Origin of the sequence: Thermovirga lienii (genome assembly GCF_036847465.1) — a bacterium.
In the GTDB taxonomy this organism is placed as follows: domain Bacteria; phylum Synergistota; class Synergistia; order Synergistales; family Thermovirgaceae; genus Thermovirga; species Thermovirga lienii.
In genome coordinates this window covers 1-13,871 of sequence record NZ_DAITZW010000014.1, presented here as the reverse complement: position 1 = coordinate 13,871, position 13,871 = coordinate 1, and the positions used below count along the sequence as shown (strand labels likewise).

At 45.1% G+C, this 13,871-nt stretch carries 13 protein-coding genes and 1 tRNA gene; all 14 read left to right on the top strand.

Going from position 1 to position 13,871, the window contains the following annotated elements:
- The first annotated feature begins 160 nt into the window (after window positions 1-160).
- The 14 genes from thrS to V7Z69_RS05315 all read left to right on the top strand — a co-directional run bounded on the left by thrS (window position 161) and on the right by V7Z69_RS05315 (window position 13,718).
- The gene (thrS, locus tag V7Z69_RS05380) at window positions 161-2,053 is read left to right on the top strand and encodes a threonine--tRNA ligase (RefSeq protein ID WP_334138981.1); all 1,893 of its coding nucleotides are present in this window, start codon (window positions 161-163) and stop codon (window positions 2,051-2,053) included.
- Between the two features lie 311 nt (window positions 2,054-2,364).
- Complete coding sequence (gene infC / locus V7Z69_RS05375; protein ID WP_148256326.1) at window positions 2,365-2,925, top strand: translation initiation factor IF-3; 561 nt, start codon at window positions 2,365-2,367, stop codon at window positions 2,923-2,925.
- A 56-nt stretch (window positions 2,926-2,981) separates the two neighbouring features.
- Window positions 2,982-3,179: a 50S ribosomal protein L35 gene (rpmI, locus tag V7Z69_RS05370; RefSeq protein WP_014162881.1), complete on the top strand. Its 198-nt coding sequence runs from the start codon at window positions 2,982-2,984 to the stop codon at window positions 3,177-3,179.
- Window positions 3,180-3,234: 55 nt separating this feature from the next.
- Window positions 3,235-3,594 (top strand): 50S ribosomal protein L20, encoded by a 360-nt coding sequence (rplT, locus tag V7Z69_RS05365; RefSeq protein ID WP_014162882.1) that lies wholly within the window; start codon window positions 3,235-3,237, stop codon window positions 3,592-3,594.
- Window positions 3,595-3,653: 59 nt separating this feature from the next.
- Entirely contained in the window at window positions 3,654-4,916 is a 1,263-nt protein-coding gene (locus V7Z69_RS05360; protein ID WP_334138978.1) for a TrkH family potassium uptake protein, read from the top strand.
- Between the two features lie 11 nt (window positions 4,917-4,927).
- A complete protein-coding gene (locus V7Z69_RS05355) occupies window positions 4,928-5,593 on the top strand; it encodes a potassium channel family protein (RefSeq protein ID WP_334138976.1) in 666 nt (221 codons plus the stop codon).
- A 31-nt stretch (window positions 5,594-5,624) separates the two neighbouring features.
- A complete protein-coding gene (pheS, locus tag V7Z69_RS05350; RefSeq protein WP_014162885.1) occupies window positions 5,625-6,710 on the top strand; it encodes a phenylalanine--tRNA ligase subunit alpha in 1,086 nt (361 codons plus the stop codon).
- Window positions 6,707-9,109 carry a phenylalanine--tRNA ligase subunit beta gene (pheT, locus tag V7Z69_RS05345; RefSeq protein WP_334138974.1) on the top strand — a complete coding sequence of 801 codons (2,403 nt, stop codon included), beginning with the start codon at window positions 6,707-6,709 and terminating at the stop codon, window positions 9,107-9,109. Before pheS ends, pheT begins: the two co-directional genes overlap by 4 nt.
- Window positions 9,110-9,122: 13 nt before the next feature.
- On the top strand, window positions 9,123-9,401 hold the full coding sequence (locus tag V7Z69_RS05340) for a hypothetical protein (RefSeq protein ID WP_014162887.1): 279 nt from the start codon (window positions 9,123-9,125) through the stop codon (window positions 9,399-9,401).
- 61 nt (window positions 9,402-9,462) lie between these two features.
- On the top strand, window positions 9,463-9,699 hold the full coding sequence (locus tag V7Z69_RS05335; protein ID WP_334138971.1) for a hypothetical protein: 237 nt from the start codon (window positions 9,463-9,465) through the stop codon (window positions 9,697-9,699).
- 5 nt (window positions 9,700-9,704) lie between these two features.
- Window positions 9,705-10,307, top strand: coding sequence for a CvpA family protein (locus V7Z69_RS05330; RefSeq protein ID WP_334138969.1), 603 nt, complete (start codon window positions 9,705-9,707; stop codon window positions 10,305-10,307).
- Window positions 10,308-10,312: 5 nt separating this feature from the next.
- Window positions 10,313-12,661 carry an endonuclease MutS2 gene (locus tag V7Z69_RS05325; RefSeq protein WP_334138967.1) on the top strand — a complete coding sequence of 783 codons (2,349 nt, stop codon included), beginning with the start codon at window positions 10,313-10,315 and terminating at the stop codon, window positions 12,659-12,661.
- Between the two features lie 85 nt (window positions 12,662-12,746).
- A tRNA-Arg gene (locus V7Z69_RS05320) sits at window positions 12,747-12,823 on the top strand.
- A 154-nt stretch (window positions 12,824-12,977) separates the two neighbouring features.
- Window positions 12,978-13,718, top strand: coding sequence for an aspartate/glutamate racemase family protein (locus V7Z69_RS05315; protein WP_014162891.1), 741 nt, complete (start codon window positions 12,978-12,980; stop codon window positions 13,716-13,718).
- The last annotated feature ends 153 nt before the right edge of the window (window positions 13,719-13,871 follow it).

The following is a 13,871-nucleotide window of genomic DNA, read 5'->3' as shown; positions in this document are numbered from 1 at the left end:
AAAAATAAAGTCAGAAAGATTACACATAATATATCATTTTTTACTAAAGGCATAAAGTGTTTTAGTATACTTATTTTTGTATGGAAACGACTAAAATCTTATGCTGTGGTACAATTCAGTAAAACATGCTTAAGGTAAAAAGTTTTCGGGAGGGATTAATTTGATAAATGGACCAGAAAGTAGAAGTTATTCGGGAGCTCTTCCTGTTAGTGTAATTGAGGTCTTCAAAGAGTGGAAATGTGCGAAAGGTGCTGTGGCTGCTCGTTTCAATGGCACCTTGGTGGATTTGCATTATAAGCTGACGGCAGGAGGTTTCTTGGAACCAGTTTACATTGCCAGTGAGGAAGGGTTGGAGGTTTTAAGGCATTCGGCATCCCATCTTTTGGCTCAGGCGGTAAAAAGGCTTTACCCGGGAACCAAACTTGGCATAGGGCCGGCCATAAAAGATGGTTTCTACTACGATCTGGATGTGCCGCAGCAGATATCAGAAGAGGCTCTTCTTAAGATTGAGCAAGAGATGAGGCGAATAGTCAAGGAAAACTTGCCAATAACCAGAAAAGTTTTAACGAAAGAGGAGGCAAAAGCCCTTTTTGCGGAGAAGGAAGAGATATATAAGCTTGAACTTATCGAGGAACTGCCTGATAGCGAAGTAAGTATATATGAGCAGGGTGAGTTTCTGGATCTTTGTAGAGGTCCCCATGTTCCTAGCACTTCACACATAAAACATTTCAAACTACTTTCTCTAGCGGGGGCTTATTGGCGAGGCGACGAGAAGAACAAGATGTTGACCAGGATCTACGGTACAGCTTTTGGGACGAAAGAGGAGCTTGAAGCATATATAACTAGAATGGAGGAAGCCAAGCGCCGGGATCACAGAAAGCTCGGAAAGGAGTTGGATTTGTTCAGCATTCAACCTGAGGGACCAGGTTTTCCTTTCTTCCATCCCAAAGGGATGGTTATCATAAACAAGCTCGTAGATTTCTGGCGCAAGGAGCACGAAAAACGGGGATACTGTGAGATACGGACTCCTCTTATTTTGGATAGGGACCTTTGGATCCGTTCAGGGCACTGGGATCATTACAGAGAGAACATGTATTTTACTGAGATAGATGAAAGACCTTTCGCCATAAAGCCCATGAACTGCCCTGGTGGCATTCTGGTCTACAAGAGCAGGATCCGAAGCTACAGGGATCTACCACTGAGGATGGCTGAGCTTGGAACGGTTCATAGGCATGAGAGGTCAGGGGTTCTTCACGGCCTTATGAGAGTGAGATGTTTTACTCAGGACGACGCCCATTTGTACGTAACACCAGACCAGATAAAAGAGGAAATTTTGGGAATAATGGACCTGGTTAAGTACGTTTATAAGGATGTGTTTGGGTTCAACTACCGTGTCGAGTTGTCGACCAAGCCGGAGAAAGCCATGGGCGACCCCTTGATGTGGGAAAAGGCAGAAAAGGCCCTTGAGGAGGCTTTGGAGACAGCGGGAGTGGAGTTCAAGGTGAACCCCGGAGATGGTGCCTTCTATGGTCCTAAGATAGATTTTCACTTGGAGGATTGCATAGGCAGGACATGGCAGTGTGGAACGATACAATTGGATTTCCAGATGCCGGAGAAATTTGATATAACCTACGTTGGGCCCGATGGTGAGCACCATAGGCCAGTTATGCTCCATAGAACCGTTTTTGGGAGTCTTGAGAGGTTTTTGGGGATACTCATAGAGCATTATGCGGGGGCCTTCCCCTTCTGGCTTGCTCCAGTTCAGGTCAAGATATTGCCTGTAAGAGGAGAGTACAACGGTTATGCGTCGGAGGTTTTCGATAAACTGAAAGAAAAGGGCTTCAGAGTGGAGTTGGATCAGAGAGAGGAAAAGTTGGGCAAAAAGATCAGGGATGCCCAAATGGAAAAGATTCCGTACATGTTGGTCTTAGGTTCCAAGGAAGCCCAAGAGCAGACCGTTGCCGTTAGGGAACGACAAGCAGGAGACTTAGGCTCCATGACTTTGGATGAGTTGGTTAAACTTTTGGAGGACAAGGAATCACCGACAGCATAGAGTGATGCGCCAAAGGAGATATATCCATTGGTACACGGACATTCGCAGTGTTGATATAAAAGGCAACCTATGATATAGTACGTTGTCAGCAGTTGGTGTTTAGATGTAAAAAACATATACTGGGGAGAAGTGGAGGTCTACCCTCCCACCTAGGTGGACGCTAAGAGCTGTTGCCGGGTCAAGCAAGATAGCATATCTGATTGCTATTATGTTGTTGATTTGTATGAGCCGGGCGATAGCGTCCGGCTTTATTTTTTACTAAATATTTTTGGAGGTGACCAGCTATAGCGAAAAAACCTGATGAACCAAGGGTGAATAATGAGATACGGGCGAAAGAGGTTTTGTTAATTGATGAAAAAGGTGTGAAGGTTGGGGTTGTTCCTTTGGCTAGAGCTCTCGATATTGCAGAAGAAAGGGAGCTTGACTTAGTGGAGGTAGCCCCCCAAGCCAATCCTCCTGTCTGCAGGATCCTTGATTACGGTAAATATAAGTATCAGTTGCAGAAAAAGGAAAAGGATGCCCGTAAGAAGAGCAAGGCGCAGACAGTTAAAGAAATGAAAATGCGCCCAAAGATCGACCAACATGATTACGAGTTCAAAACCAAGGCCATAAGGAACTTTTTGGCTGATGGGCATAGGGTGAAGGTGGCAGTGTTTTTCAGAGGAAGAGAGATGGCCTTTTTGGACAAGGGCAGAGAAGTGTTGGAGAGGGTAATCAAAGATTGCCAAGATGTGGGTAAGGTGGAGATGGAACCTAGAATGGAAGGACGCTATATGCGCATAATGCTGGCACCTCTGCCACAGAGCCAAAAAAAGAAAAAGGAGCCTTCTAAGGTGGATAACGAAAAAAACAATACAGAAGGCAAGGAATAAAGGCGAAGATTATCTAACCGATACCGAGTAAAAAGTAGCTGAAGGAGGATGAAGTCATGCCTAAGATGAAGACTCACTCGGGGGCAAAAAAGCGCTTCAGGGTGACAGGTACAGGTAAGTTGAGTTACAAAAAGAACGGTAGGGGACACCTTTTACGGAAAAAGAACAGTAAGAGGCTGAGGAGATTGAAACAGAAGGGATACCTGAACCCGACTATGGAACGGAACGTAAAAAGATTACTTCCTTACGCTTAGAGACGAATCTTTTATTTAAAAAAACAAAAGAATCTAATGAAAGAGGTGAACGCTCATGCCGCGAGTGAAGGGCGGATCCGCGAGCGATAAGAAACGCAAAAAGCTTTTTGATATAACTAAGGGTTTTTGGGGTAGGAAGAAAAATACTTACAGACGAGCGAAAGAGGCTTCTTTGCACGCTCTTTCAAGCGCCTATAAAGATAGGCGGGCTAGGAAAAGGGATTTTAGGAAACTTTGGGTCACAAGGATCAGTGCAGCAGCCCGAATGAACGATATATCTTACAGTAACTTCATAAACGGACTGAAAAAGGCTGATATTCAGGTTAACAGGAAGATGCTTGCAGATCTGGCCGTTAATGACATGCAGGCTTTCAAAGCGCTGGTCGAGAAGGCCAAGGAGGCGCTTGGACAATAAACCCCAAAAAGTTTTATGGCAAACTTGAACCTGAGAAGGTCATTCTGTGGGGGGTCCTGATGTTGATTATGTCAGGAACCCTCCTTCTATGGATTTCTAATTACAGCTATAAACCCCTAACTTTCATTGATTCCCTGTTCACTGCTACTTCTGCTGTTTGCGTAACAGGCTTGGTAGTTGTGGATACGGCGTCTGATTTGACTTTTTATTCTAAATCAATCGTCGCAGTGTTGATTCAGTTAGGTGGATTGGGCGTCATGACAGCTTTCACTTTTTTGTTCATATTGCGTGGTGCCAGAGTAAGCCTTCAGCAGAGGTATTATCTGTCCAATAGTTTGGGTTTAGAGAGCGTTTCAGGAGTTATAAGACTTTTAGGCCACATAGTGAAGATGACCTTGGCTATAGAACTTTTCGGGACCTTGCTTCTTTTTGGAAAACTGATAGATTACTATGAACCTTTGAGTGCCTTGGGGCATGCGACCTTCCAGAGCGTGAGCGCCTTTTGCAATGCTGGATTCTCTACGTTTCCAGGAAACATGATGCCCTTTAGTAAGGATATTTATTTAACTTCGGTGATAATGATTCTTATAGTTTTAGGAGGCATAGGGTTTGTCCCTCTTACCGAGATCGTGGGTGTTGAAAAACGTAGCAAGCGGCTATCTCCCTATTGCAAAATGGTCCTTATCATGACGGTTATGTTGATAGTCCTAGGTTGTATCTTTTTGTTCTTGTCCGAGCATTGTAGGAGCAATCAGCAGATATCTGTTTTTCAGGGCTTTTGGGATGCCTTGTTTCAGTCAGTTTCTGCACGTACTGCAGGCTTCAATACTGTAGACATAGGCAAGGTGTCACCATTGGGTAGTTTTATATTGATCTTGCTCATGGTAGTGGGAGCCTCTCCAGGTTCTACCGGTGGAGGTATGAAGACCACAACGCTGGGGGTTTTATTGCTTTCATTATATAGCGAAATTTTACAGAGGGAGGACGTCGTGTTCTTTGGGCGGAGGGTTCCTTACAGTGTTTTAAGAAAAGCCGTTTCTCTTGCTATAGTCTATGTGATGACCATATTCCTAAGTAGTTTTATTATGGGGCTAATGGAGCCTTACTCGTTCAGAGAGATCCTTTTTGAAGTTACATCTGCATTGGGTACAGTGGGACTTTCGACTGGCATTACCCCAAAGTTGTCTACCGGGAGCAAGCTATTGCTGATTCTGCTGATGTTTTGGGGTAGAGTTGGCTTGATCATTTTCTTTTATGGGATAGCCAGGAAAGAAGAAAAGGGGCGCGTTACGTACGCTGACGTTAATGTGCCTATAGGCTAGGAGGGGTCATTTTGCCCAAATTGATAGGGAACAAAAGGACATTTCTGGTGGTGGGTTTAGGGAGATTTGGTAGAGCAGTGTGTGAGAGATTAGTTGAGTTGGGAGACAGCGTAATAGCTGTAGACAAGGTGAGGGCCAGGATAGAAGAAATCACTGACAAAGTGGACGTGGCTGCTCAAATGGATGCTACTGATGAAGAAGCGCTGAAAAAAATTGGTGCAAAAGAGGTAGATGGAGCGATAGTCGCCATAGGATCTAATATTGAAGCTAGTATTCTAGCAACGACGTTACTCGTTGGTATGGAGGTTCCATATGTGGCTGCCAGAGCCAATAGCGCCATTCATGCCAGGGTGTTGGCGAGGATGGGAGCACAGAAAGTGTTTTTTCCTGAGAGGGACTTTGGCTTCAAAGTGGCGGAGCAAGTTTCAAAACCAGCGCTGTCCAATTTTATAGAGCTTCCAGGTTCTGATTTTTTGATTGGCGAAATTGCATCCCGCGAAGAGATGGTGGATAAAACCCTAGCAGAACTGGAGTTCAGGAACCGCTATAACGCGATGGTGTTATTGATAAAAAGGGGCACAGACAAGTTTATTCCCAGAGCGGATACTCGTTTGGGTAGAGAGGACAAATTGATCGTGGCTGCGTATCGAGAAGATTTGGATAAATTGATAGAATGATAAAATAACTTATACTATAGCTTATATTATTATGAGCAAGCCAAACTATCATGAAGAGAAACGAGGTGCAGCCAAAGTGAGTGACATAGAGAAAAAAACAGAGCAAATCAAGGATCTTTTCTGGTCAGAGTTGAGAAAGACAAGAACACCAGAAGATTTAGAGGAGATAAGGGTCAAATTCTTGGGTAAAAAGGGTGAAATAACTAGCCTCCTAAAGAGCATAAAAAATATAGATCCTAGTGAGCGCCCCAGAGCTGGACAAGTTTTGAATCAGCTCAAAGAGGAAATAGAGCAAGCCATTTCTCAGAAAAAATCGACCTTATTGGAAGAGTTCTATGATAGGAAGGAAGAGGAAGACTCTATAGATGTCTCCCTACCTCCAAGGGGTAGGGAGTGGGGAGGTTTCCATCCTGTAGCTCAGGTGATGGAGGAAGTTGTGGAGATTTTTGCATCAATGGGTTTCACAGTAGCTTATGGGCCAGAGATCGAGAACGACTTCTATAATTTCGAAGCCTTGAACATCCCCCCACATCATCCAGCTAGAGATATGCAGGACACCTTTTATACGAATAACGGGCTACTTTTAAGGACCCATACTTCCCCTGTGGAAGTAAGGGCAATGCGCCAGATGGGTGCTCCGTTACGCATAGTAGTGCCTGGTAAGGTTTACAGAAGGGATAACGACCCTACACATTCGCCCATGTTTCATCAATTGGAGGGACTCTTGATCGATGAAGATATTTCCGTTGCCGATCTGAAGGGATGCTTGGAAGCTTTTGCGAACAGGATATTTGAGCGTCCTCTGAAAGTTAGGTACCGAGCCAGTTATTTCCCTTTCACTGAGCCATCCCTGGAAATGGATGTAGAATGTGTGGCCTGCTCTGGCCGAAACCCAGAGTGCAGGATATGCAAGGGTACAGGGTGGCTGGAGATTGCAGGTATGGGTATGACTCATCCAAACGTATTGATAGCTGGCGGTATAGATCCTCAGAAGTATAACGGTTTTGCATGGGGTATGGGCCTTGACCGTATAGCCATGTTGAAATATGGCCTTGATGATCTTAGGGTCTTTTTCGAAGGAGATCTTGCATTTTTGATAGGGGGTCGCCAGGAATGAAGATAAGCTGGAATTGGCTCAGGGAAGAGCTCAAAATAGATGTAGATGAAGTTGAGCGGGTAGCTGAGAGGTTGACGGAAACAGGCTCAGAAGTTGAGGCAGTGGAACGCCCCGTTCCTCTACTTAAGGGAGTCGTCACTGCCAGGGTTAAGCGTATAGAGCCTCATCCCAGTAATGCTAACCTGCTTGTGGCCAGATTGGACACGGGCATGGGTGAGGCCACGTGTGTCACAGCGGCAAAAAATTTGAAGGACGACGATGTGGTGCCTTATGCTGCTTTAGGGGCGACCATAGCAGATGGAACCGTAATGGGCCATCGGGAGTTTGATGGAGTTTTAAGTGAAGGTATGATGCTCTCGGCAGAGGAGATCGGGCTGCCGGATATAGCTGACGAATTCGGCATTTTGAGACTCCCAAAAGACGAAAAGTTGGGGAGGGACGTAAGAGAAGTCCTTGGCTTGGACGATTACGTACTGGATATTTCCATAACACCAAACAGAGGAGATCTTTTGAGTGTGAGAGGACTTGCCAAGGAGGTCTCAGCCATATTGGATATCCCAATGAAGGAGCTTGATGCAAGTATTAGTCAAGAAAGCTTGGGTAACGAGGTCCTGAAAGAGTTTAAGGGAATAACCTTAAAAGATGATGGTTGTTCCGTTTACGCTTTGGGCTTTGCGGACAACGTTAGAATAGCTCCTTCTCCTATCAGGGAGCGGGTTAAGTTGTCTCTTTTGGGTATGCGTCCCATAAATAACGTCGTTGATGCTACCAACTTGGTTATGCTCTATCTAGGCCAGCCCCTGCATGCTTTCGACTATGACCTTTTGCCCGATAAGGAGATCACCGTTAGATGTGCTTACGATGGCGAGAAAATAGTGACCCTTGATGGAAAGGAAAGACATCTAACTCCGGAGGATCTTCTGATAACCAGTGGAGGTATCCCGGTGGCTCTAGCAGGAGTGATGGGTGGAGAGAACACCGAGATAAACGAAAACACGAAAAGAATAGCCCTGGAATCTGCTAATTTTGATTCCATAAGGGTGAGCAAGACGTATAGACGACTTGGCCTTCCCAGCGAAGCCGCTTATAGGTTTGCGAGAAAGGTGGATCCAGCGAAAGTTTCAATTGCCTTACATAAGACCTTTGAGTACCTGAGTAAATGGGGAGCAGCCCGTCCTCTTGGAGAGATCTTGGAGAGATTAGGCGATGAAAAGCCCCGATACGTAGAGCTGACAAAGAAAAAATTAAAGAAAGTTTTGTTGTTGGAAGATATGGATTTAGCTTCTGACATTTTGGGCCGGTTAGGTTTTGTAGAGACTTCCAGGGATGAAGATAAGAGGATCTTTCAGGTTCCTAGCTTCCGTCCAGATATATCGATAGAGGAAGACCTCATTGAGGAGGTTGGCAGGATATGGGGGTACGACAAGATGGAGTCGCGCCTACCTGCCGTTACCCGGAAGCCCGGGGATATTACGGAAAGAATGCGAACGGAACGTCAATTGAGAAATGTCGCGATGGGGCGCGGGTACGTGGAGGTAATAACGTATAGTTTTGTGTCACCAGACATGCTTAGAACGTTGAGAATTCCCGATAATAGTGTATTGGCCAGCTATGTGGCTTTGTCCAACCCACTGAGCAGGGATCAGTCCATAATGAGAACTTCTCTGGCTTTCGGCCTGGTGAAAGCGGCTGTTGCAAACATAAGAAACGGTTGGAGAAAACCCATAAGGATGTTTGAGATAGGTAAGGTTTTCCATCTGGAAGAAGGAACTGAGCTGGGCGTTAGGGAGCACCTCCGCCTGGGAGGTATAGTATGCCCTGGGAAAGACCCTCGTTCCGTGTGGGAAAAACAGGAAGATGACTTCTTTTCGGTTAAGGCTGATATCGTTGCCTTGGCTGAAGCCAGGGGCGTCTCCTTGGAGTTCGTCAAAGGTGAATATCCGTTTGGACATAGGGGACAAACTGCTCATATACTTTGCGGTGACCAAACAATAGGGTATTTGTGCAGGCTCAAACCAAAGATAGCAGAAGAGCTATCTCTCCCTGAACCGGTCCTTTTGTTTGAAGTGGATCTTGAGGTACTTGAGAGATCAAAAGCCCGTAGCTTTGGGAAAGCTGACAAATATCCGGCCGTTTATAGGGATATATCTATCCTCATTGACAAGGATACACCAGTCCAGAAGGTTAAAGAGGACATAAAGGGTTTGGCGTCTCAATATGTAAGAAGCATAAGGTTGTTCGATGTGTATGAAGGAAAGGGAGTCCCTGAAGGCAAGGTTAGTGTGGCATTTACATTGGAATACCGTTCTGAGGAAGTTACCCTTCGCGACGAAGAAGTGGATAGAGCTCATATGGACTTAAGGAAAGCCTTGCAGGAAAAGGGTTACGTTTTGCGCTAAGGAGGGAATTTTTATGCAGGAACATCTTGTCAACCTTGAAAGTCTTGTGGAGAGAGTGACAAAACGGATCAATGAGCTGATGGAAGAAAACAGGCAGTTGAAAGAGGAAATAGAGCTACACAGGGAGATCTTGGAGGAAAAGGACAGAGAAGTAGAGGCAATAAGAGAGGAGCACAGGAGGGTTCTAGAAGAAAAAGAAAAGGAACTTTCTAGCCTCAGGTCAGTGCAAAAGGAAACGGAGGAAAGGATAAAGGCCCTGTTGGAGAAGATAAAAGAAGCTGTGATGGAGTAGGGCGTTAATTTGGTTTTAGTGGAAAGAGAAAAGAGCGGTTTTCAGGAGGGGGGCAACCCAATTGCAGGGAGAGGTTCGGCGAGTTAATGTTCTTGTAGGTAAAAAGACGTATTCCATTTTGACTCGACTGGATGAGCAAAAGTTCAAAGCGGTGTTGAGCATCGTTAAAGAAGCGGTTGAAAGCGTCGAAAGCTCCGTTGATCAGGAACAAAGGTTGCTTTTGGGTTGCCTCAAAATGGCTTACAAAATAGAGGAAGTTACAGGAAAATTGGAAGAAGCTTTAAAAGAGCGAGCGTAATAGATATGAGCATAGCATTTACAGTAGATTTAATAGTGCTTTTCATGACGGTGTATTTTGTGTCTCGAGGTCTATTGCGCGGTTTGTCTGGAGAGATAATTTCCATCCTTTCCGTAGTAGGAGGTTTCTTGTTTGCATGGTATGCTTCGGGGCACGCTGCGGAGTTTCTAGTGCAGATGTTTGCCCTGGATGCAGGCTATGCACGGATTTTGTGCCTCTTTTTGATTTATCTTATTTGTCTTCTTGTCGGAGGAATCCTTAAAAGGGTAGTAAAGGCTTTTCTCCGCATTGTTAGCTTATCATTTGTGGACAGAATCCTTGGTGGAGTTGCAGGCCTTGTAAAAAGCACGGTGTTTCTGCTGTTGTTGTTTATGTTGTCATCTTTTGTGGTGCCGTTTACCGGAGACTACTGGGTCAAAAAGTCTGTGTCCATGAACATCGCGGAAGTTATTTTGCCGTACGTACAGGATTTGATGAGTAAGGTTGATTCTAAAGAATGGAATACGATCTCGATATACAAAGAATTTTGGAAGGGTGAAGGTATATTGCTCCAAGAGTCCCCAGCAGAAGACAGCTATAAGGAAGTTCAACAAGAAGGTGACGGATAAAAGCCGTGAAGACAGACGCAAAAACCCTCCAACTAGTTGATATACCTAAAGTTTTGGAACTTATAGAAAAAGAGTGCAGAAGCCCATTGGGTGTTTTATGCCTTAGAGAACAAGAACCTTTACCTTCCATTCAGCATGTGGAAGAAAGGCAGGCTCTATTTGTCTCTTTCTGCAAATACGAAGACGTATGCGGCAGGTTGCCCTGGGAGAAGGACCTTAACCCTTTGGGTAGATTGTTTGAAGACGCGAAGGTCTCAGGTCTTCTAAGTGGAGTGGAGCTAGTCCATATAAGAAACATGGTGGGCTTGGCAATAAGAATAAAAGATGCTGTTTCAGACAGGAAGGATGCTTTCGCGGAGCTCTATTCCCTTACGAGAAGAATACCTGATTTGAGTGAGTTGTTCGATGATTTGCATGTTTTGGCTGACGATGGAAGACTTTACGATGGGGCTTCGGAGCTTTTGGGGAGACTGCGATCCGCCCATAGAGATTATGCTGCAAAAGCTAGGAAAGCAGCCCAAAACCTTGTGTCCAACCCGTCCGTATCCGGCATGCTCCAAGATAAAAACGTGCATTACCGCAAAGGGCGAATAGTCCTTTTGGTAAGGCAGGAAAATTTGCATAAGTTCAGAGGCATAGTAATAGACCGTTCATCCAGCGGTAATAGCCTTTATATGGAGCCAGAAGGTTTGATAGAGATAAACAACAGGGTATCGATCCTGGAGAAGGAAATAGAGGAGGAAGAAAGGAGAATTTTGCGGAGCCTAACTAGTAAAGTCTTGATGAAGCAGAAGCTCCTGGAAAGAACCGAACAAGTGCTGGGCCTTTTGGATCTTATGTATGCCTTGAGGGAGGTGGCGAGAAAAGACCGTTGGTCCCTTCCGTTGATGAAGAATTCTCCCATGTTGAAATTGAAAGGCGCTAGGCACCCCCTATTGGGTAAACAGTGCGTGCCCATAGATATATTTTGTGGTACCTCGTTTAAGCAGCTGATAATAACGGGGCCAAACACCGGGGGTAAGACGGTGGCCCTAAAGACAGTGGCTGTTTCGTTATATCTTGGCTGGTGTGGTTTTCCTGTTCCCTGTAAGGAGGGTACTGAAATAGGCGATATCGACTGGATGTTGGCGGATATTGGAGATGAACAGAGCATAGAGCAGAACCTATCCACGTTCAGTGCTCACCTAACTAGGTTGATCGACATGCTCCAAAAAGCCAATGAAAGGAGCCTGTTTTTGCTAGATGAGCTGGGAGCTGGAACTGACCCTCAAGAGGGAGCGGCTTTAGGTATAGCGATTCTTGAAAGGTTTAGATCCATTGGAAGTTTGGTTATAGCAACCACCCACCATAATTCGATAAAGAGGTATGCCCTGTCCACCAAGGGAGTAGAGACAGCGAGCATGGAATTTGATTCGGAAACCTTGAAACCTACGTTTCGGCTTCTTATGGGTATGCCAGGCAAGAGCAATGCCCTGACCATAGCGAGACATTTGGGCATGCCGGAGGAAATACTATCTAAGGCTGAAGAAGTTCTCCTTGAATCCTATTACGGGGAAGAAAGACTTGTGGACGAGCTGCACGACAAGCATATGGAGCTAGACCAGCTCAAAAAACAGCTGGAATCTAAAGAGGCAGACCTTCAGAGGTTAAAGGACGAATTGGAGAGGGAAAAAAGAAACTTGGCACTAGAGAAGGGAAGGATAGTTTCCGAGGCGGAGCGTAAGGCGTTAGAGATGATTGAGGAAGCCCAAAGGTTGTACCATGAAATGGTCAAAAAAATAGGATTTTTCAACGCCAGAAATATGCATAAATCCACTGAAAAGGACAGACAACGCATGTTGAAAATGAAAAAGGAGCTTCTTGAGCGACAAGATGTCCACGATGAGAAGATGGAAGCAGAAGAAATTTCTCCGGGGGATCTTGTTGAGATAATAGGTCAATCCACTAAAGGAACTGTGGAGGCCATAGAGGAGGGAAAGGCTGTGCTCTTATGTGGCCCCATTAAAGTAGAGGTACAGTTGAGCAAGCTAAAGCTAGTGAAGAAAAAAGAGGAAGTCGAAAGGACTGCTGTTCAAGGACCAATTGTAAAAGGAGACTTTAAGAAGGTTTCAGTCCCCCCTTCAATAATGATCAGGGGGATGACAGTTGACGAGGCGATACCAGAAGTTGAGCTTTACCTAGATAGGGCTTTCAGAGCAGGTTACGGAGAGGTCACCATAATTCATGGACGGGGAGAAGGCATACTCAGGAGGGAAGTCCATGCCCTATGTAAGAGGCTTCCGTACGTCACAAACTTCAGGTTGGGAGAACCTTCGGAGGGGGGCATCGGAGTCACTATAGTGAGTTTTAGGTAATAAGTAATTTCCGTGGTGGTTCTTTGGGGCTTCCAAAATCCATTGAATTTAACTTCCTTGCGTGGTAATATTGCTCCTGTCTCGCGTGCCCGTAGCTCAGCTGGATAGAGCGTTGGCCTCCGGAGCCAAAGGTCTCGGGTTCGAATCCCGACGGGCACGCCATTCCCATCATTTCCTCTATACTGCACATGTTAGAACTTCTCAAAATCAGCCCTTGGTCTTGCTGTACTTTTATTCAATGTGTTTGTATTTTGTTATTTTTATTGATAATATACCATATTATATTATAATGCTGTAAACCTATTGGAGGGCAGCCATGGTGATTTATAAAATTAAAAATAGCACCAGATGCTGGGACGGAGAGTCGATAGGTATATTGATTCTGGATGCTCATTATCCGTGTATTCCTGGGAACGTGGGCAACGCGACCACATTTGATTTTCCTGTGAGGTACAAAAAGGTAAACGGTGCCTCCATAGACAGGCTTCTGAACCAAAGAGATCCTTCCTTGGTTAAGCCTTTTGTAGAGGCCGCACTTGAGCTTGAAAGTGAGGGCGTAAGGGCTGTTACCGGAGCTTGTGGATTCATGGCTCTTTTTCAGGAAGAAGTTGCGGCCGCCTTAAGGATACCCGTTTTTCTATCCAGTTTGCTCCAGGTTCCTTTTATCAGAAGGATTTTAAATCCTTCACTGAGGATTGGCATAATAACGGCAAACGCTAGTTGCCTGACGGAGAAACACTTTCGTTCTGTGGGCGTAGATACTTGCGAGGACATAGTAATAAGAGGTATGGAAGAAATGGAAGAATTCAGGACAGCCATTTTGGAGGAAAAGGGTACTCTGGATTCAGAAAAAATGGAGCAGGAGGTAGTGGAGGTATCCAAAAACTTAGTGGAGGAACATCCAGAGGTGGGAGCTATACTACTAGAGTGTAGCGATTTGCCCCCGTATGCAAAGGCAGTTCAGGAAGCCACTGGAAGGCCAGTTTTCGACTTTATAACCATGATCCGGTTTGTGCACACAGCGGTTGTACAGCAAAGTTATGAAGGATTTATGTAATATGTCGTGAATTAATTTATGAACCGCTTCCAGAGTAATATCTCTCCGATATTTCTCAAAAAAAGAGAACCTGTTCAAGGAGTACGAAAAAGTGAATATATGTAAGGGGCCACAAATTGCTTCCGTTTAATTAGTTGAAGGAGATGGTGGGAG